This window comes from Microbacterium songi (assembly GCF_042747925.1).
Classification (GTDB): domain Bacteria; phylum Actinomycetota; class Actinomycetes; order Actinomycetales; family Microbacteriaceae; genus Microbacterium.
The window spans coordinates 25,597-43,708 of the sequence record NZ_JBHZIE010000005.1 but is presented as its reverse complement, the minus strand read 5'-3'; the positions used below and the strand labels follow the sequence as shown (position 1 = coordinate 43,708).

15 protein-coding genes and 1 tRNA gene are annotated in these 18,112 nt (G+C 69.5%); 15 read left to right on the top strand and 1 reads right to left on the bottom strand.

Translation table 11 applies throughout. The annotated features are described in order from the left end of the window. Nucleotides 1–14: 14 nt before the first annotated feature. The 6 genes from ACFM35_RS08325 to ACFM35_RS08300 all read left to right on the top strand — a co-directional run bounded on the left by ACFM35_RS08325 (nucleotide 15) and on the right by ACFM35_RS08300 (nucleotide 5,238). Entirely contained in the window at nucleotides 15–848 is an 834-nt protein-coding gene (locus ACFM35_RS08325) for a DUF3097 domain-containing protein (RefSeq protein ID WP_378840796.1), read from the top strand. A gap of 113 nt (nucleotides 849–961) precedes the next feature. Then, nucleotides 962–1,651, top strand: coding sequence for a tRNA (guanosine(46)-N7)-methyltransferase TrmB (trmB, locus tag ACFM35_RS08320; protein WP_378840962.1), 690 nt, complete (start codon nucleotides 962–964; stop codon nucleotides 1,649–1,651). 10 nt (nucleotides 1,652–1,661) lie between these two features. Further along, a complete protein-coding gene (locus tag ACFM35_RS08315) occupies nucleotides 1,662–2,546 on the top strand; it encodes a CPBP family glutamic-type intramembrane protease (protein ID WP_378840959.1) in 885 nt (294 codons plus the stop codon). A 99-nt stretch (nucleotides 2,547–2,645) separates the two neighbouring features. Further along, complete coding sequence (locus tag ACFM35_RS08310) at nucleotides 2,646–3,938, top strand: hypothetical protein (RefSeq protein WP_378840793.1); 1,293 nt, start codon at nucleotides 2,646–2,648, stop codon at nucleotides 3,936–3,938. 51 nt (nucleotides 3,939–3,989) lie between these two features. Next, nucleotides 3,990–4,065: transfer RNA gene (locus ACFM35_RS08305), tRNA-Arg, on the top strand. A 180-nt stretch (nucleotides 4,066–4,245) separates the two neighbouring features. After that, nucleotides 4,246–5,238, top strand: coding sequence for a hypothetical protein (locus tag ACFM35_RS08300; protein WP_378840791.1), 993 nt, complete (start codon nucleotides 4,246–4,248; stop codon nucleotides 5,236–5,238). 6 nt (nucleotides 5,239–5,244) lie between these two features. Here ACFM35_RS08300 and ACFM35_RS08295 read toward each other — a convergent pair whose 3' ends face one another. Continuing rightward, nucleotides 5,245–6,042 carry an SGNH/GDSL hydrolase family protein gene (locus ACFM35_RS08295; RefSeq protein ID WP_378840789.1) on the bottom strand — a complete coding sequence of 266 codons (798 nt, stop codon included), beginning with the start codon at nucleotides 6,040–6,042 and terminating at the stop codon, nucleotides 5,245–5,247. A 135-nt stretch (nucleotides 6,043–6,177) separates the two neighbouring features. Between ACFM35_RS08295 and ACFM35_RS08290 the strand changes: the two genes are divergently transcribed. The 9 genes from ACFM35_RS08290 to prfA all read left to right on the top strand — a co-directional run bounded on the left by ACFM35_RS08290 (nucleotide 6,178) and on the right by prfA (nucleotide 18,033). After that, on the top strand, nucleotides 6,178–7,017 hold the full coding sequence (locus ACFM35_RS08290) for a transglutaminase-like domain-containing protein (RefSeq protein WP_378840788.1): 840 nt from the start codon (nucleotides 6,178–6,180) through the stop codon (nucleotides 7,015–7,017). Nucleotides 7,018–7,094: 77 nt separating this feature from the next. Further along, nucleotides 7,095–8,762: an arginine--tRNA ligase gene (argS, locus tag ACFM35_RS08285; protein ID WP_378840786.1), complete on the top strand. Its 1,668-nt coding sequence runs from the start codon at nucleotides 7,095–7,097 to the stop codon at nucleotides 8,760–8,762. Between the two features lie 142 nt (nucleotides 8,763–8,904). Next, nucleotides 8,905–9,678 (top strand): LmeA family phospholipid-binding protein, encoded by a 774-nt coding sequence (locus tag ACFM35_RS08280; protein ID WP_378840785.1) that lies wholly within the window; start codon nucleotides 8,905–8,907, stop codon nucleotides 9,676–9,678. Nucleotides 9,679–9,804: 126 nt separating this feature from the next. Beyond that, complete coding sequence (lysA, locus tag ACFM35_RS08275; RefSeq protein ID WP_378840783.1) at nucleotides 9,805–11,256, top strand: diaminopimelate decarboxylase; 1,452 nt, start codon at nucleotides 9,805–9,807, stop codon at nucleotides 11,254–11,256. Next, nucleotides 11,253–12,566 (top strand): homoserine dehydrogenase, encoded by a 1,314-nt coding sequence (locus tag ACFM35_RS08270; protein ID WP_378840782.1) that lies wholly within the window; start codon nucleotides 11,253–11,255, stop codon nucleotides 12,564–12,566. The genes lysA and ACFM35_RS08270 overlap by 4 nt, the downstream gene beginning before the upstream one ends. Nucleotide 12,567: 1 nt before the next feature. Continuing rightward, nucleotides 12,568–13,656, top strand: coding sequence for a threonine synthase (thrC, locus tag ACFM35_RS08265; RefSeq protein ID WP_378840779.1), 1,089 nt, complete (start codon nucleotides 12,568–12,570; stop codon nucleotides 13,654–13,656). A gap of 29 nt (nucleotides 13,657–13,685) precedes the next feature. Beyond that, a complete protein-coding gene (gene thrB, locus ACFM35_RS08260) occupies nucleotides 13,686–14,612 on the top strand; it encodes a homoserine kinase (RefSeq protein ID WP_378840957.1) in 927 nt (308 codons plus the stop codon). A gap of 179 nt (nucleotides 14,613–14,791) precedes the next feature. Continuing rightward, complete coding sequence (rho, locus tag ACFM35_RS08255) at nucleotides 14,792–16,933, top strand: transcription termination factor Rho (protein WP_378840777.1); 2,142 nt, start codon at nucleotides 14,792–14,794, stop codon at nucleotides 16,931–16,933. A 20-nt stretch (nucleotides 16,934–16,953) separates the two neighbouring features. Next, on the top strand, nucleotides 16,954–18,033 hold the full coding sequence (prfA, locus tag ACFM35_RS08250; protein WP_378840775.1) for a peptide chain release factor 1: 1,080 nt from the start codon (nucleotides 16,954–16,956) through the stop codon (nucleotides 18,031–18,033). Nucleotides 18,034–18,112: the final 79 nt, after the last annotated feature.

Below are 18,112 nucleotides of genomic sequence, written 5' to 3'. Positions count from 1 at the left end.
ACCTCGGAGGGTTCATGGACGACAGATACGGCACGGACGTGCTGGCCGGCGGCTGGCGCGATCGCGGCGCGCGTGTGCTCGCGCGGGTCGAAGCATCCCGCGACCTGGTCGTCGAGGTCGCCGCCGACGGGTTCTGCGGGGCGGTGACCCGCCTCGAATCCGGTCTCGTCGAGCTCGAGGACCGGTCAGGACGACGCCGGCAGTTCCCCCTCGGGGCCGGCTTCCTGATCGACGGTCAGGACGTCGTGCTGATCCCCCCGGCGCCTCGTGCTCCCACGACGCCGAAGCGGACGGCGTCGGGTTCGTTCGCGCCTCAGGACGAGCGAGCCCGGGTCGCCCGGGCGAGCCGCATCTGGGTCGAGGGACGCCACGATGCGGAGCTCGTCGAGAAGGTCTGGGGAGACGATCTGCGCGCCGAAGGCGTCGTGGTGGAGTACTTGCAGGGCGTGGATCTGCTCGATGATGCACTCGCGACCGACCCTCCGTCAGCGGAGCGGCGCTACGGCGTGCTGGTGGACCATCTGGTGCCGGGTTCCAAGGAGTCGCGGCTCGCGCAGGCTGTCGAGCGCGGCCCGCACGGAGCCCACGTCCTCATCGTCGGCCACCCGTTCATCGACGTCTGGCAGTGCGTCACTCCCCGGGCGGTGGGAATTGCCCGGTGGCCGGAGGTGCCGCGCGGCATCGAGTTCAAGGTGGGGGTGTGCCGCGCCCTGGGGTGGCCGTCGGACACCCAGACGGACATCGCCCGGGCGTGGCAGCGGATCCTGGGCTCCGTGCACTCGTATCGAGACCTCGAGCCCACGCTCCTCGGCCGGGTGGAAGAGCTCATCGACTTCGTCACGGGCTGATCACCCCGGACCCGGCGAGCCGCCCCGGTACTGTGGAGCGGGTGAATCACACGCCCGCCGATCCGACCGCGTTCCGTGACAAGCCCGTCTCGTTCGCCCGCCGGACCGGGCGCATGACCGACGGTCAGGAGCGGGCGTGGAGCGCACTCGGGCCGCGCTACCTCCTCGACGTCCCACGCGATGCCGCGATCACGAGCATCCTGCCGGGATCGACGATCGATCCGTCCGCCGTGTGGGGCCGCGTGGCCCCGCTGATCGTCGAGATCGGATCGGGTCAGGGGCACGCGATCGTGCACGCGGCCTCCACGCGTCCGGACGACGACTTCCTCGCGATCGAGGTCTTCCTGGCGGGGCTCGCGCGCACGATGCGCGATGCCGACCGCGCGGGCGTGCAGAACCTGCGTCTGGTGGAGGCGAACGCCCCCGAGGTCCTCGCGCATCTGCTGCCCGCGGCATCCGTCGACGAGCTGTGGATCTTCTTCCCCGACCCGTGGCACAAGAACAAGCACACCAAACGTCGGATGATCACGGATGACTTCGCCGCCATCGCGGCGGCCGCGGTGCGGCCGGGCGGGACGGTGCGGATGGCGACGGACTGGGAGGACTATGCGCTGCAGATGCGCACCGTGCTCGACGCCGCGCCGGGGTTCGTGCGCGATTTCGCCGATGACTGGGCGCCGCGATTCGACGGGCGCGTTCTGACGGCGTTCGAGCAGAAGGGGGCCCGGGTGGGACGCGCGATCCGCGATCTCGCGTATCGGCGCACCGACCATCCGGCCGCCGCCTCGACCGAGGGGGTCTGACCTGCCCGGGATCGCGCCATTACCCGCCGTCCTTCCGGCCTGGTCGTGGCGACTCGTCCCCGCTCTGCTCGCGTGCCTGGCGGCGCCGGCGTTCTTCGTGGTCCGGGTCCCGTGGCTCGGGTGGCTGCTTCTGGCTGCGGCGCTCCTCGGTGCGTGGCTCTTCGAGCGCGACTCCCGCGAGACTCCGGCTGGACGCAGCGACCGAGCGGATGCCGCGGCATCCGTCACGCGCACCCCGAGCCTGCTGCGCGATCTTTCGCTGGTCGCTCTCGGACTGCTCATCGTCAGCGCGATTCCGCTGAAGGCAGAGCTCGACAACATCGCCATGCTGCGCTTCGGGCTCGTGCTCGGGGGAGCGGTGGCCGTTCCCTATCTGGTCTCGCGCTTCGTATACCGGGATCGGGCGACCGGTTTCCCCTGGCGCGGAGGCGGCAGGTGGACGAGATTCCAGTGGGTGTGGCTGGTGCTCGTACTGGTGCTCGGCTGGCTGATCCTCCCGTTCTACTTCATCACGAGCGGTGTGTACCTCAATTGGCCAGTGGTCAACACTCCCGATCTGATTGCGCGGCTGTTCGTCGGGGTCGGCGCCGTGGGCATCTGGGACGAGCTGTTCTTCGTCTGCACGGTGTTCGCCCTGCTGCGCCGGCATTTCCCGTTCTGGCAGGCGAACGCCCTGCAGGTGATCGTCTTCGTGTCGTTCCTCTGGGAACTGGGCTATCAGGCGTGGGGGCCTCTGCTCACGATCCCGTTCGCGTTCCTCCAGGGATTCATCTTCATGAAGACGCGGTCGCTGACCTACGTCGTCATCGTCCATCTCCTGTTCGACGCCGTCGTCTTCCTCGTCCTCGTGCACGCGCACAATCCCGGCGCCCTTGACGGGTTCTTCCTCGTCTGAGCCCCCGGCGCTCGGGTTCATCCGGCTGACACCTGCGTATGGCATGATTCCCCTCGGTGGCGCATGTCGAGGACGTGCGGCGCGCGATGGGGGTGATGAGTGAGTACGCAGGACGGCGAAGTCTCGACGGCCGTATCCACCCGGCCCCTTCCCCCGACCGCACTGGTTCGCGGATCACGTGCTCTGCGTTCCGCGATCGATCAGCTGAGCGGGCCCCGCGCGGGTGTCCAGCCCATCGTCGCGGGCACGATTTCGCGGGTGCTCGTGCTCTGGGGTGCGGCCCGAGCATTGAACATCGCTCTTCTCTGGGCGTACTACGAGCTCTCCGTCGCCGGGAAGTGGGGATTCGGGCCCGACCAGCTGCCGGCGACCACATTCCTCCGCTTCCTGTCCGACTGGGACGGCGCCCGGTATGGACGCATCTCGCAGATCGGCTACCCCGAGACGCTCCCCATCGACTCTTTCGGCATCGTCCAGCCGAACGACTGGGCGTTCCTGCCGGTTTACCCGGCGTTGGAACGCGGCCTCTCCGAGATCACGGGCATGCCGTGGCAGCTCGCCGGAGTCATCATCAGCGTGCTCGCGAGCGCCGGGGCGACCCTCATGCTGTTCCTGCTGCTTCGCAGGCTCACGACTCCGGATGCCGCGTGGTGGGGCGTCGTGCTCTTCAGTGTCGGGCCTCTCTCCTTCATCTTCGTGCTCGCCTACGCGGAATCGCTCTTCCTCCTTCTGCTGTTCGCGAGCCTGTTGCTGGCGGTCGACCGGCGCTACCTGTGGATCGCGCCCCTCGGGGCGATCGCCGCATTCACCCGGCCCGGAGTGCTCGCGCTCGCGCTCGCCCTGGGCATCCTGTTCGTCGTCCGATGGATCCGTCGCGCCGACGACGCGTTCACGCTCAGGGAGCAGGTGGGCCTCGTCGTCTCCGGGCTCGTGACGGCGGTGGCGGGGCTCACCTGGCCGGTGATCGCCGAGCACGTCACGGGCGTGACCGATGCCTATCTGCGCACCGAGACCTCGTGGTGGGTGCCGTTCATCGGCACGGGCGGATTCGTGCCCTTCACCCAGTGGTTCCGCCTCGCGGGAACCCATCTGGGTGTGGTGGGAGTGATCATCGTGCTGGTGATCGTGACGGCATTCGTCGCCTGGCTGTGCTCGGCCGCCGTCCGACGCATGGGCGTCGTCGTGGTCGCCTTCGCGGCGTCCTATGGGGCGTATCTTTTCGCCGTCTTCCTGCCACAGCAGAGCCTGTTCCGCCTGGTCCTGCCGCTGGCGCCGCTCCTCGCCGACGAACGACTCTCCTCCTCGCCGCGGCGCCGTCAGTGGTCGCTGTGGGTCGCGATCGGCCTTCAGGTCGTGGCGATCCTGCTCCTGTGGACCATCGGCTGGCCGTGATGCCGGTGTGGGCGAACGTGGCAACACCCTGGTGATAACCTCGATCGGTACGCCTCCGTAGCTCAGGGGATAGAGCGTTGGTTTCCGGTACCAAAGGTCGCTGGTTCGATTCCAGTCGGGGGCACCAGTCGGGACAAGGGATCGCGGGCCATTCAGGCCTTGCGATCCCTTTCTCGTGAGAGCAGCGTGACCGCACGGGGCGCACGCCGGGCCGGCCGAGAGCCGGCCCGGATCCCGCGAGAGGCCGCGCTATCGTCGAGGTTTCGGGGGTTCGTGTCCGGGGGGACGCGGAGCCGAGGGGGAGGCTATGTACGGTCACGCGGTGGCGGTGGGTCTGATGGTGCTCTGCGTCGTCGTGCCGGCGCTCGTGCTCGTCCTGCAGGTCCGTCTGGCTTACCGGCTCCCGCGAGAGGTGAGCTCGTTCCTCGGCGTGGCCGGCGCCGCCGGCGTGGCGGCCGCGGCGTCGAGCTACATGTACTTCGCCTACTTCCGAGACCCGACGACTCTCGCGCTCGCCGTCGGCGATGTCGGCATGACTCTCGCTCCGGCGCTCCTGTGGATGGCGCTTCTTCGGCTCTCCGCTCGGTCGAGGTGGTGGCTGATGCTCGCCCTGGCGGGGCCCACCGTCGTCGCGTTCTGCAGCGCTGCAGTGCCGCAGCCCGCCTCGCTCGTCGTGAAGGTCGTGTTCCTTGCGGTCTACAGCGCGCTCATCGTCCTGGTCACCTCTGTTCCCGGCGTGAGGCGACGCCCCGGCGTCGCGGTGATACGCGGCGCGAGCGGAATCTACGCCGCGTACTGCGTGGCGCGGCTCGGCGTTCTCCTCGGCGTCGGAGTGGGGGCCGATCTGTATCGGGTGTTCTTCGCCATCGGTCCCACCACGATCCTGAGCGCAGCCAACGTGATCGCGCTCACCGTGGGGACGATCCTCCTCGCGCGCGCCGTGCAGCGCCCGCCGTCTCTCCCGGCTCCTTCCGCCGGCGCCGTCCGCCTCCAGGTGGCGATCTCGGATCGCCCGCTCCTCCGCGCCGCGTGGGGATCAGGCACGGTCGACGCCCTCAACCGGAAGCTGATGTCGATCGTCGCGGAGCACGCCCACATCGTGGAGGTGGAGCGCTCCGGTGTCGTCATGGCGGTTCCGGTCGATGACGTGGACGCCGTCGTGGTCACCATCCGGGAGGAGTACGGGGTGGCTGCGGCATCCGTGACATCCGTCCCGATCAACACGCTCGAGGTCACGGAACGGGGCCACCGGGATCTGTCCACCGCCGCCACGCCGTCTGCGGACGACCCTCGCGAGTGACGCGAGTCAGTCGAGCGGAGCCTCCGCGATCACTTCACTCGACGGCGACATGGCCGCCAGGGCGTCCTCCAGGAGGTGTGCGAGGGCGGCATGGCCCTCCGTCGACGGATGGTTGTTGCCGATCGCAGACGTGTCGATCATCGAGGCGTAGTTGCCGGTGTGGATCCAGTCCTCGGCGAGCGGTGACACGTACCACCAACCTCGCGCGGCGGCCAGCGCGGCGAGGTCCCCGTCGATCCGCGCCGTGGCCGGCTCGACCGGGAGTACCTGCGGGGCAGGGCCCAGGATGACGATGAATGCCTCGGGATAGAGGACCTCGAGGGCGTCCCAGGCGGCAGTCACGGCGGCGCGGTATCCGGTCGACGGCAGTCGCCGGTCGTTGATCGAGCCCTCGACGATGACGAGGTCGGGGTCGAGTGCGGGGTCGAGCCCGGCGATGCGCTCGGCGAACGTGCCGCCGCCGAGACCCCGTTGCAGATAGCCGCTGCCGCGGACCCCGTCGACCGTGGCGTCCCATTCCAGATCGCGGGCGATGATGTAGGCGTACCCGAGCGTCGGGTCGGATGCGGCGGACCCGTACGTCCACGAGTCGCCGAAGATGAGCACCCGTGCGCCGGAGGGAACAGCCAGTGGAGCCGGTGCGGATGCCGCGGCATCCGTCCCTCCCGCGCTCGCCGACGACGTCGGTGGCGTCCGTGCCCAGGGGTGCCACAGGGCCAGGCCGCAGATCAGGGCCACGGTCAGCGCGAGGGCGACGATCCCCCCGCGCGGACGCCGCAGATCGGGGCGCTCGGGCGGGGACATCCTCTGAGGGTAGATCACGTGCGAGGTGTCGCCACGCCACAGTCCGGGGAGCCCGATCCGCCGTGAAACACGACCGACTCACAGAGTTTCCGGCCCGTGTTTCCGGGCCGGGTTCGCGCGTGCGAGGATGACCCGGTGCAACGCGTCGTGACCGCCGAACTGGACCTCGAACTGAGCTCCTCCATCGACCTCATCTTCTCCATCACGACCGCGCAACCGGTGCCGCTCTCGAGCGAAGTCCTGACCTTCAGGCAGGGCGATCGCGAATACACGCCCACCGAGATCGTCGACCAGTCCGGCAGCCGCCTGCACCGGTTGACCGGCGAGGCCGGTCGTCTCGAAGTGCGCTACGAGGCGACCGTCGAGGGCGTGACGGCGACGACTCGCACGAGCGACCTCGAAGCGATCACCTACCTCCGTCCGAGCCGATACGCGCAGTCGGATGAGGTCTTCTCGCAGGCGCGACGACAGTTCAAGGGACTGACCGGACATGAGCTCATCGCCGCGGTGACCGAGTTCGTGTCGACGAGCACGACCTACACCCCCGGCCTGAGCGGCGGCACCGACAGTGCGGTGACGACCTTGATGACCGGTCAAGGCGTCTGCCGCGACTACGCGCACGTCGTGATCGCGCTGCTGCGGGCGATGGACATGCCCGCACGCTACGCCGCGTGCTTCGCCCCGGGACTGCAGCCGATGGACTTCCACGCCGTCGCCGAGGCGTACTACGACGGAGCGTGGTACGTGATCGATGCCACTCAGCTGGCCGACCGGCGCTCCCTCGTGCGCATCGCCACCGGTCGCGATGCCGCCGACTGCGCCTTCCTGAGCTACCACGGCGGACACCTCAGCCTTTCGCACATGCGCGTCGACGCGTGGGTCATGCCCGAGTCGGTGACCGACGACGGGCTCGTCGGCGACGACGCGGGTGCCGGTGGCGACGACGATTTCGTGTCGCTCGTGCAGATCGCCTGACGCCGGCCCCGACCGCGGCCGTCGCCCCGGTGCCGACTCAGGGGACGGCGAGGACGCGCAAGTAGACTGAGCCGGTTATGAATCCCGAAGAGCTCTCCGCCGCCCTGCTCGCCGTCGTCACCCCGCTCGCCGAGGCGCGACGCGAGGGCTCGGCCGCCGCGCTGACCGCGGCCGACCTCCCGCTGGATCGGCCCAAGAACCGCGACCACGGCGACTGGGCATCGAATGCCGCGCTCAAGCTGGCGAAGAACGTGGGGGCGAACCCCCGCGAGTTCGCCGCCGAGATCGCCGAGGGCCTGCGCGGTGTCGACGGCATCGCGAATGTCGAGGTCGCAGGCCCCGGTTTCATCAACATCCGACTGGATGCCGGGGCCGCGGGAGCTCTCGCCCGGACCATCGTCGAGGCAGGCGCCGCCTTCGGATCCAACGCCTCGCAGCGCGGCAACACCATCAATCTCGAATTCGTGAGCGCCAACCCCACGGGTCCGCTGCATATCGGCCACACCCGGTGGGCGGCGCTGGGTGATGCGATCGCCCGGGTGCTGGCGGCCAGCGGTGCCACGATCGTCCGCGAGTTCTACATCAACGATGCCGGCGTGCAGATGAACCGCTTCGGGCGCTCCGTGCTCGCCGCGGTCCTCGGCGAGCCGACCCCCGAGGACGGCTACCCGGGTACGTACATCACCGATCTCGCACAGCGAGTGCTCATCGCGCATCCCGAGATCACCGGGCTCGACGCCGAGAGCCGGTTGGAGCTCGCGCGCGAGGCCGGCTACCAGCTGCAGCTCGGCGATCTGCAGAGCTCGCTCGAGAAGTTCAACGTGCACTTCGACGTCTGGTTCAGCGAGCGGACGCTGCATGCGCCGCCGGCCGACGGCGGCGCCAGCCTCGTCGACGAGGCCGTCGAGCGTCTGCGCGCCCAGGGCCATGTGTTCGACGCGGAGGGCGCCGTCTGGGTGCGCACGACCGACTTCGGCGACGACAAGGACCGCGTCATCCGCAAGTCCGACGGCGAGTACACCTACTTCGCCGCGGACGCCGCCTACTACCTCAACAAAGGCGATCGCGGCTACGCGCACAAGATCTACCTGCTCGGCGCCGACCACCACGGCTACGTGCATCGCCTCAAGGCGGTCGCCGGTGCGGCAGGCGATGACCCGCAGAAGGACATCGAAGTGCTGATCGGCCAGCTCGTTTCGATCAACGGCGCCCGGCTCAGCAAGCGGGCGGGCAACATCATCGAGCTCGACGACCTGCGTGACTGGCTGGGCACCGACGCCCTGCGCTATTCGCTCGCCCGGTACCCCGCTGACTCACCACTGACGCTCGACCCCGAGATCCTCCAGCGGCGCACGAATGACAACCCCGTGTTCTACGTCCAGTACGCGCACGCCCGCACGCATAATGTCGCGCGCAATGCGCTCGGCTCGGGCGTCGACCGTTCGGAGTTCGCCCCCGAGCTGCTCGACCACGAGACCGAATCTGCTCTCCTCGGAGCGCTGCAGGAGTTCCCGCGTCTTGTGGCATTCGCGGCGGAACTGCGCGAGCCCCACCGCATCGCCCGTTACCTGGAAGAGCTGGCGGGCCTCTACCACCGGTGGTACGACAACTGCCGAGTCATCCCTCTGGGCGACGCCCCGGTGGAGACGGTGCACCGCACCCGCCTGTGGCTGAACGACGCCACCGGCCAGGTGCTGCGCAACGGACTCGACCTGCTCGGCGTGAGCGCGCCCGAGCGCATGTGAGCCGCGGCCGTGGGATTCGAGACGTGAGATGAGTGACACGCAGCCCCCGCCACCGCCACCGCCACCGCCACCGCCACCGCCACCGCCACCGCCACCGCCACCGCCACCGCGGCCGCACGCCCCGCAACTGCGGGCGGCTTCCGTGCAGGCGCCGCCGGCGCACCGGCGTCGGAGATTCCTTCCCTGGCTCGTCGCCGCGGTCATCGTCGCGGCGCTTGCCGTCGCCGCGTGGTTCGTGGGGGAGTCGATCGCCCGCGACCTCGTCACCAAGACGATCCGCGACCAGGTGGTCACGCGTCTCGCGCTCCCCGCCGACCACCGGGTGGATGTCGACGTCCGGGGCGCGGTCCTCCCGCAGCTCATCGGCGGCGAACTGCACGACGTCTCCGTCGCATCCGACGACGTCGCACTCGGCTCCTTGACGGGCGACATCGCACTCACCGCGACCGACGTGCCCGTGCGGGGCGATGCACCGGCCGGGGGCGGCACGGCGACCGTCACGCTCGATACCGGGCAGCTGCAGACCCTGATGGCCACCGTCGACGGTTTTCCGGCGGATTCACTCGGGCTCGCCGCGCCCGACGTCACCGTCTCGACGGAACTCCGGGTGTTCGGCATCGCCATCCCGGTGGGAGTCTCGCTCACGCCGAGCGCAGCGGACGGAGACATCGTGCTCAGCCCCGCTTCGCTGCAGCTGGGGGGCGCGGAGATCTCGGCCGGCGACCTCCGAGACCGCTTCGGATCGCTCGCCGACGTCGTCGTGCGCGACTGGAACGTCTGCATCGCGCAGTACATCCCGGCAGGCGTCGCCCTCCAGCAGGTGGACGTCGTGGGGGACACCGTCGTCGCGCGCCTCGACATCGACGGGGCGATCATCACGGAGCCGTCCCTGCAGGCCAACGGCACCTGCGCCTGAACCGCCTCGCATGTGACGCGTCGCACGGGCGCCGCGAACGGGGTGCCCTAGACTGCAAGTCAGCTTCCGGCGTGTGCCCATCCCGCCCGGATCCCCGCGTCGCTTCCTCCCGATTGGCCCCACCGCGTGTCCGCCGCTCCGTCCGCACCACCGTCCGCACCCTCGTGGCTCGCGGTTCCCGACGACGTCAACGCGCTCCCCGAGGCGATCTGGCCCGAGTCCGCGCACCGCGACTTCGACGGCGCGCTCGTGCTCGGCGGGGTGGGCGTCGCAGGGTTGCGCTCGGCGTACGGCACTCCGCTCTACGTCCTCGACGAAGACCTCGTCCGCGCGCGAGCGCGGCGCACGCTCGATGCCTTCCGCTCGGCGACCGCGGTGCACGACGTGCAGGCGCGCGTGTACTACGCCGGCAAGGCGTTCCTCAGCACCGAGGTCGTGCGCTGGGTCACCGAAGAAGGACTCGCCGTCGATGTCTGCACGGGCGGGGAGCTGCAGGTCGCGCTCGCCGCGGGCGCCGACCCTCGGCGGCTGGGCTTCCACGGCAACAACAAGTCGGTCGCCGAGCTCGAACGCGCCGTCGAGATCGGCATCGGGTCGATCGTCATCGACAGCTGGATCGAGCTCGAGCGCCTCGCCGCGATCGCGCAGCGCGCCGACGTCACGCAGTCGGTCCTCGTGCGGGTCAACAGCGGTGTGCACGCCGAAACGCACGACTTCCTCGCGACGGCTCACGAGGACCAGAAGTTCGGGTTCCCCCGATCGGATGCTGCGGCCGCCGTCGCGCGCATCAGAGAGGTCGAGGGACTCCGCTTCATCGGGCTGCACTGCCACATCGGATCGCAGATCTTCGGTGCGAGCGGCTTCCAGGAATCTGCCTCCAGGCTCGTGGAGCTGCACGCCGAGCTGCTGGCAGGCGGGGACATCCCCGTCCTCAACCTGGGCGGCGGCTTCGGCATCGCCTACACGACAGCCGATGATCCGACGCCGATCGAAGAGCTCGCCACCGGCATCGTCGAGGCGGTCGCGCGGGAATGCGATGTGCGCGGCATCCCGATTCCGGATCTCGCCTTCGAACCCGGTCGCTCGATCATCGGGCAGGCCGGGGTGACCCTCTACGAGGTCGGCACCACCAAGCCCGTGCAGGTCACCGATGAACTGACGCGACTGTACGTGAGCGTCGACGGCGGCATGAGCGACAACGCCCGCCCGGCCCTGTACGGCGCTCAGTACTCCGCGAGGATCGCGTCGCGCACGAGCGACGCGGCTCCCGCCCTCGCCCGGGTCGTCGGCAAGCACTGCGAATCGGGCGACATCGTCGTCGACGCCGACTATCTGCCCGCCGACATCGCCCCCGGCGACCTGCTCGCGGTGCCGGCGACCGGTGCCTACTGCTTCGCGCTGTCGAACAATTACAACTACGTGCCCCGACCTCCCGTCGTCGCGGTCCGCGACGGAGAGGCACGCGTGATCGTGCACGGCGAGAGCATCGCCGATCTCCTCGCGCGCGACGCCGGGGTGCATGGATCCAACGAAGGAGCAGGCATGCCTGTACTGAGCGAGCGGAGAGAGTCGAAGTGATCGACTACCGCAGACTGCGCGTCGCGCTGCTGGGAGCCGGAGCCGTCGGCTCGCAGGTCGCCTCGCTGCTGCTGCGCCACGGAGACGAACTGGCCGACCGTGCCGGCGCCGCACTCGAGATCGTCGGGATCGCCGTGCGCGATCTCGATGCTCCGCGCGACGTCGACCTGCCTCGCGAGCTGTTCACGACCGACGCCGAGTCGCTGATCGTCGGGGCCGACATCGTGATCGAGCTCATGGGCGGCATCGAACCGGCACGCACCTACATCCTGCAGGCGATCAATTCCGGTGCTGACGTCGTCACCGCCAACAAGGCGCTCCTCGCGACGCACGGACCCGAGATCTTCGACGCCGCCGATCAGGTCGGCGCCCAGGTCTACTACGAGGCCGCCGCCGCCGGTGCCATCCCCATCATCCGTCCGCTCCGCGATTCCCTCGCCGGGGACCGTGTCGAGCGCATCATGGGCATCGTGAACGGCACCACGAACTACATCCTCGACCGGATGGAGACCGAGGGAGCGGACTTCGCGGACGTTCTCGCCGAAGCTCAGGCGCTCGGGTACGCCGAAGCCGACCCCACGGCAGACATCGAGGGCTACGACGCCGCGCAGAAGGCCGCCATCCTGGCGAGCCTCGCGTTCCACACGACGGTCCCGCTCGACACCGTGCACCGCGAGGGCATCACCCAGATCGACGCGGCCATGATCGAGTCGGCACGCCACGGCGGGTACGTCATCAAACTGCTCGCGGTGTGCGAGCGCATGCAGGGCGAAGCGGATGCCGGGGCATCCGGCGAAGCGATCTCCGTGCGCGTCTACCCGGCCCTCGTGCCGCGGACGCACCCCCTGGCCACCGTGCACGGCGCGAACAACGCGGTCTTCGTGCAGGCGGCCGCCGCGGGCAACCTGATGTTCTACGGTGCCGGCGCCGGCGGCGTCCAGACCGCATCGGCCGTCCTCGGCGATGTCGTGTCCGCGGCCCGTCGACACATCGCCGGCGGGGTGGGTGTGGGGGAGTCCACGCTCGCCAATCTTCCGATCCTTCCGATCGGCCGCGTCACGACGCGCTACCAGATCACCCTCGAGGTCGACGATCAGCCCGGAGTCCTGGCGACGGTCGCCCGCATCCTCAGTGAAGGCCGCGTGTCCATCGCGACCGTCGAGCAGACCGTCACCGACGAGGCGCGTGCGCGCCTGGTGATCGGAACCCACAAAGCCCGTGAGCAGGACCTGAGCGACACGGTGGACCGTCTCGCCGAAAGCGGCGTCGTCGAGCGCGTCGCGTCCGTCCTGCGAGTAGAAGGAGACTGACATGGCACACCTCTGGCGCGGAGTACTCCGCGAATACGCCGACCGGCTGGGCGTCACCGACACCTCGACCGTGGTCACGCTGGGGGAGGGCGGCACCCCGCTGCTTCCCGCTCCCGCGCTGTCGCGCCTCACCGGCACCGACGTGTGGGTCAAGTTCGAGGGCATGAACCCCACGGGCTCGTTCAAGGACCGCGGTATGACGGTCGCGCTCTCACGCGCTGTCGAGCACGGGGCCAAGGCGGTCATCTGCGCCTCGACGGGCAACACATCGGCGTCGGCAGCCGCGTACGCCGCGCACGCCGGCATCACCGCCGCGGTGCTCGTGCCCGAGGGCAAGATCGCGATGGGCAAGCTGAGCCAGGCCGTCGCCCACGGCGGGGAGCTCATCCAGATCCGCGGCAACTTCGACGACTGCCTCGAGATCGCGCGCGAGTTGGCCGATCACTATCCGGTGCATCTGGTCAACTCCGTCAACCCCGACCGCATCGAAGGGCAGAAGACCGCCGCCTACGAGGTGGTCGAGGTGCTCGGGGATGCCCCAGACTTCCACTTCATCCCCGTCGGCAACGCCGGCAACTACACCGCCTACTCGCGCGGCTACCGTGAGGAGGCCGAGCGCGGCGTCGCCACACGCGTCCCCCGCATGTTCGGGTTCCAGGCCGAGGGCAGCGCGCCGCTCGTGCGCGGCGAGGTCGTCAGGCATCCCGAGACCATCGCGAGTGCGATCCGCATCGGCAACCCCGCATCGTGGGAGCTCGCCCTCGAAGCGCGCGACGCGACCGACGGCTGGTTCGGCGCGATCGACGACGAGCGCATCCTCGCGGCGCAGAAGCTGCTGTCCTCCGAGGTCGGGATCTTCGTCGAGCCCGCGTCCGCCATCAGCGTCGCCGGACTGCTCGATCGCGTCGAGGCGGGTGTCGTGCCCGCCGGCGCCAAGGTGGTCCTGACGGTGACCGGTCACGGCCTCAAAGACCCGCAGTGGGCGCTCCGCAACCCGGACGGCAGTCAGGTCACCCCGACAGTGGTCGACGCGGCGACGTCCGAGGTGGCGTCGGTACTCGGCCTGGTCGCGCAGGAGACGTCGGCGTGACCACGGGCGGCACCGCCGCCACCGCGCCGATGGAGGGGCGCGCCGTCGCCGTGCGTGTCCCGGCGACGAGCGCGAACCTCGGTCCCGGTTTCGACACCCTCGGGCTCGCGCTGAGCGTGTACGACGAACTGACCGTCACGGCGCTCGAGCCCGGCCGCATCGAGGTGGAGGTCGACGGTGAGGGCGCACAGGACGTGCCCCGCGATGCCTCCCACCTCGTGATCAAGGCCATGGCCTACGCCTTCGAGGCCGTCGGTCGGCCGATGCCCGGAGTCCGCCTCGAGGCGCGCAACGTCATCCCGCACGGGCGGGGTCTCGGGTCTTCCGGGGCGGCCGTCGTGTCGGGTCTCCTCGCGGCGAAGGGTCTGCTCGAGGGCGACGTCGTTCTCGGCGACGAGACGCTGCTGCGGCTGGCCACCGAGCTCGAGGGCCACCCCGACAACGTCGCCCCCGCACTGTTCGGTGGACTCACGATCGCCTGGATGGACGAAGGCGGTCCGCAGCACAAGAAGCTGCTCGTGCACCGCGGCGTCTCCCCGCTCGTGTTCGTTCCGGAATTCACGATGTCCACGAGCGTCGCGCGCAGCCTGCAGCCGCTGCAGGTGCCCCGGGAGGACGCCGTCTTCAACGTCTCCCGTTCGGCCCTTCTGATCGCGGCGCTCATGCAGAGTCCCGAGCTCCTCCTTGCCGCCACCGCCGACAAGCTCCACCAGGACTACCGGGCGCAGGCGATGCCCGAGACCGATCGTCTCGTCCGCGCGCTGCGGGCCGCCGGTTTCGCCGCCGTGGTCTCCGGTGCCGGCCCCAGCGTGCTGGTGCTCTCGGACGGACCCGGCCGCCGTCTCGAGGCGGCCGAGGTCGCGGCATCCGCCATGGACACACGGTGGGAGGCGCTCATGCTGGCCGTCGATGTCAAGGGTGGTACAGTGAAGGAGTACGCGGAGGGTTCCACGTAGCACGTGAATCTGGCCTCCGTCGCAATCTGCGAATAGCACCGCACACCCCCCACTCAGCACGATCGTCGTGAATCCGGCTTACGGATCCGGGCGTCTGCACGGGTGGCGTGGGCAAGTACCCGTCGTGCCCGGGTCCGTGTGCGGTCGTGCACATCCATTCGTTTCACAAGGGAGTACTCGTGGAGTCCATCTCCGAGATCCACACCGCTGACAACCAGGCGGACGAGCGCGTCGACGCGTCCGAATCCGCCGAGAACGTCACGGAAAGCGGCGAGAACATCGCCGAGACCGCATCCGCTCCGGATGCCTCGCCCGAGGCGCCCGCGGCAGACCCGACGCCGGCCGATGTTCCCGTCGAGGCCGCTGCGGATGACGCTGCCGGCCAGGCCGCACCGGTCATCACGCCGGACGAGGACCCGGCCCCCGATCTGCTCGCGGCCGATGCACCCGTCATCGAGGAGGCCCCCGAGGTCGAGGTCGTCGCACCCCCGGTCAAGGCGCCCCGCAAGCGCGCCCCGCGCCGCGCGAAGAGCTCCGACGTCGCGCCGCCCGCGGAGACCGAGACGGCACCCGCCGCTGACGCGGCTCCGGCCGCCGATGTGGCTCCGGCCGCCGACGCGGCTCCGGCCGACGCCGGCGCGCCGGCCGCGGTCGAGCCCGCCACCGCGGTGGATGACACCGCCTCGATCGCCGATGCCACGCCCGATGCTCCCGTCGCCGACGACGCACCTGCGGCCGAAGCTTCCGCCGCTCCTGTCGCCGAGGCCGCGCCCGTGGTCGAGGCCGCTCCTGTCGCCGAGGCATCCGCGGACGCGCCCCACACCGACGCGGCCGACGCCGACGGTACGGACCAGAGCGACAATGATGCATCCGATTCCGCTGGCGGCCGCGGTCGCAGCCGGTCGCGCAGCCGCAACCGCAACCGCTCCGGCAACGCGCAGGGCGGTCAGAACGGCCAGGCCCAGAGCGACGGCCAGAACGGTCAGCAGCCGGCCCAGGGCGGGCAGAACCGCACCCCGGCACCGCAGCAGCAGACCTCCGACGGTGACGACGAGGGCACCACGACCGGCCGTGGCCGGCAGCCCCGCAACACCAAGCGTCGCGGGCAGAGCGGTTCCGACGAGTTCGAGACCGAGATCAACGATGACGACGTGCTCATCCCGATCGCCGGCATCCTCGACGTGCTCGACAATTACGCCTTCGTGCGCACGAGCGGTTACCTCCCCGGCACGAGCGACGTCTACGTCTCGCTCGGTCAGGTCAAGAAGTACAACCTGCGCAAGGGCGACGCCGTCGTCGGGGCGATCAAGCAGCCCCGCGAGAACGAGCAGTCCAGCCGCCAGAAGTACAACGCGCTGGTGAAGGTCGATTCGGTCAACGGGCTCTCGGTGGAGGATGCCGCGACCCGCGTCGAGTTCGGCAAGCTGACACCCCTCTACCCGCAGGATCGCCTGCGCCTCGAGACCGCTCCCGAGAAGCTCACACAGCGCATCATCGACCTGGTGGCCCCCATCGGCAAGGGCCAGCGCGGCCTCATCGTCGCGCCGCCCAAGGCCGGCAAGACGATCGTGCTGCAGCAGATCGCCAACGCGATCGCGACGAACAACCCCGAAGTGCACCTCATGGTCGTGCTCGTGGACGAGCGTCCCGAAGAGGTCACCGACATGCAGCGCACGGTCAAGGGCGAGGTCATCGCCTCCACCTTCGACCGTCCGGCAGAAGATCACACCACCGTCGCCGAGCTGGCGATCGAGCGCGCCAAGCGCCTCGTCGAGCTCGGTCGTGACGTCGTCGTGCTGCTGGACTCCATCACCCGCCTCGGCCGCGCCTACAACATCTCCGCCCCGGCCTCCGGTCGCGTGCTCAGCGGTGGTGTCGACGCGTCGGCGCTGTATCCGCCGAAGCGATTCTTCGGCGCTGCACGCAACATCGAGAACGGCGGCTCGCTCACCATCCTGGCCACCGCGCTCGTCGAGACCGGTTCCAAGATGGACGAGGTCATCTTCGAGGAGTTCAAGGGCACCGGCAACAGCGAGCTGCGACTGTCGCGTCAGCTGGCCGACAAGCGCATCTTCCCGGCGGTAGACGTGAATGCGTCTTCCACGCGTCGCGAGGAGATGCTGCTCTCGAACGACGAAGTCAAGATCACCTGGAAGCTGCGCCGTGCCCTCGCGGGTCTCGACACGCAGCAGGCTCTCGAGGTCGTGCTCGGCAAGCTGAAGGAGACCTCGTCCAACGTCGAGTTCCTCATTCAGATGCAGAAGTCGATCCCGACGCCTGCGGGCGGCACGTCCCACGGGCACGAGAACAACATCCGCTGAGGCCGAGGAGGGAGCACGACGTGTTCGACTCCGTCAACGCTCTGATCGAAGAGCACAAGGCTGTCGAGAAGGAACTCAGCGACCCCGACGTGCACGCGGACGCCGCGCGCGCCAAGCGGGTCAACCGGCGCTACGCCGAGCTGAACCGCATCGTGCATGCCAACCAGGCCTGGGTCGAGGCATCCGATGATCTCGAAGCCGCGCGCGAACTCGCCAAAGAGGACGCCGCGTTCGCCGAAGAGGTGCCGGGCATGCAGGAGAAGGTGGATGCCGCGGAAGAGCGTCTGCGACGGCTGCTGATCCCGCGCGACCCCGACGACGCCCGCGACGTCATCATGGAGATCAAGGGCGGCGAGGGCGGGGCGGAAAGCGCGCTCTTCGCCGCAGACCTCCTGCGCATGTACATCCAGTACGCGGCGTCGAAGGGGTGGAAGACCGAGCTCCTGGAGCGCACGGAGTCCGACCTCGGCGGCTACAAGGACGTGCAGGTCGCGATCAAGGGATCGTCTGCCGACCCCGCGCAGGGCGTCTGGGCGCACCTGAAATACGAGGGCGGCGTGCACCGCGTGCAGCGTGTGCCCGCGACCGAGTCGCAGGGACGCATCCACACCTCGACGACGGGAGTATTGGTCTTCCCGGAGGTCGATGAGCCGGACGAGGTCGCGATCAACCCCAACGACCTGAAGATCGACGTTTTCCGCTCCTCAGGTCCTGGTGGGCAGTCGGTCAACACGACGGACTCCGCTGTGCGCATCACCCACGTCCCCACCGGGATCGTGGTGTCGATGCAGAACGAGAAGTCGCAGCTGCAGAACCGGGAAGCGGGCATGCGCGTCCTGCGCGCGCGCCTGCTGGCGAAGCAGCAGGAGGAGCGCGATGCGATCGCGTCGGACGCGCGCAAGTCGCAGATCCGCGGCATGGACCGCTCAGAGCGCATCCGCACGTACAACTTCCCCGAGAACCGAATCGCCGATCACCGCACCGGCTATAAGGCGTACAACCTCGACCAGGTGATGGACGGCGCGCTCGAGCCGATCGTCGAGTCCTGCATCGCCGCCGACGAGGAAGAGCGCCTGGCCGCGCTGGGCGCCGACGCCTGAGGGCGCGCGGCCACTGCGCTCCGTGCGCTACGCGGCCTTGGGCTTCGTGCGCTCGGGCTTCGTGCGCTTGAGTTTCGTG

What these genes read in the sequence shown, in the direction of transcription:
- ACFM35_RS08325 (WP_378840796.1), top strand. Translation starts at nt 15, where the DNA reads ATGGACGACAGATACGGCACGGACGTGCTGGCCGGCGGCTGGCGCGAT.
- trmB (WP_378840962.1), top strand. Translation starts at nt 962, where the DNA reads ATGACCGACGGTCAGGAGCGGGCGTGGAGCGCACTCGGGCCGCGCTAC.
- ACFM35_RS08300 (WP_378840791.1), top strand. Translation starts at nt 4,246, where the DNA reads ATGTACGGTCACGCGGTGGCGGTGGGTCTGATGGTGCTCTGCGTCGTC.
- ACFM35_RS08295 (WP_378840789.1), bottom strand. Translation starts at nt 6,042, where the DNA reads ATGTCCCCGCCCGAGCGCCCCGATCTGCGGCGTCCGCGCGGGGGGATC.
- argS (WP_378840786.1), top strand. Translation starts at nt 7,095, where the DNA reads ATGAATCCCGAAGAGCTCTCCGCCGCCCTGCTCGCCGTCGTCACCCCG.
- thrC (WP_378840779.1), top strand. Translation starts at nt 12,568, where the DNA reads ATGGCACACCTCTGGCGCGGAGTACTCCGCGAATACGCCGACCGGCTG.
- thrB (WP_378840957.1), top strand. Translation starts at nt 13,686, where the DNA reads ATGGAGGGGCGCGCCGTCGCCGTGCGTGTCCCGGCGACGAGCGCGAAC.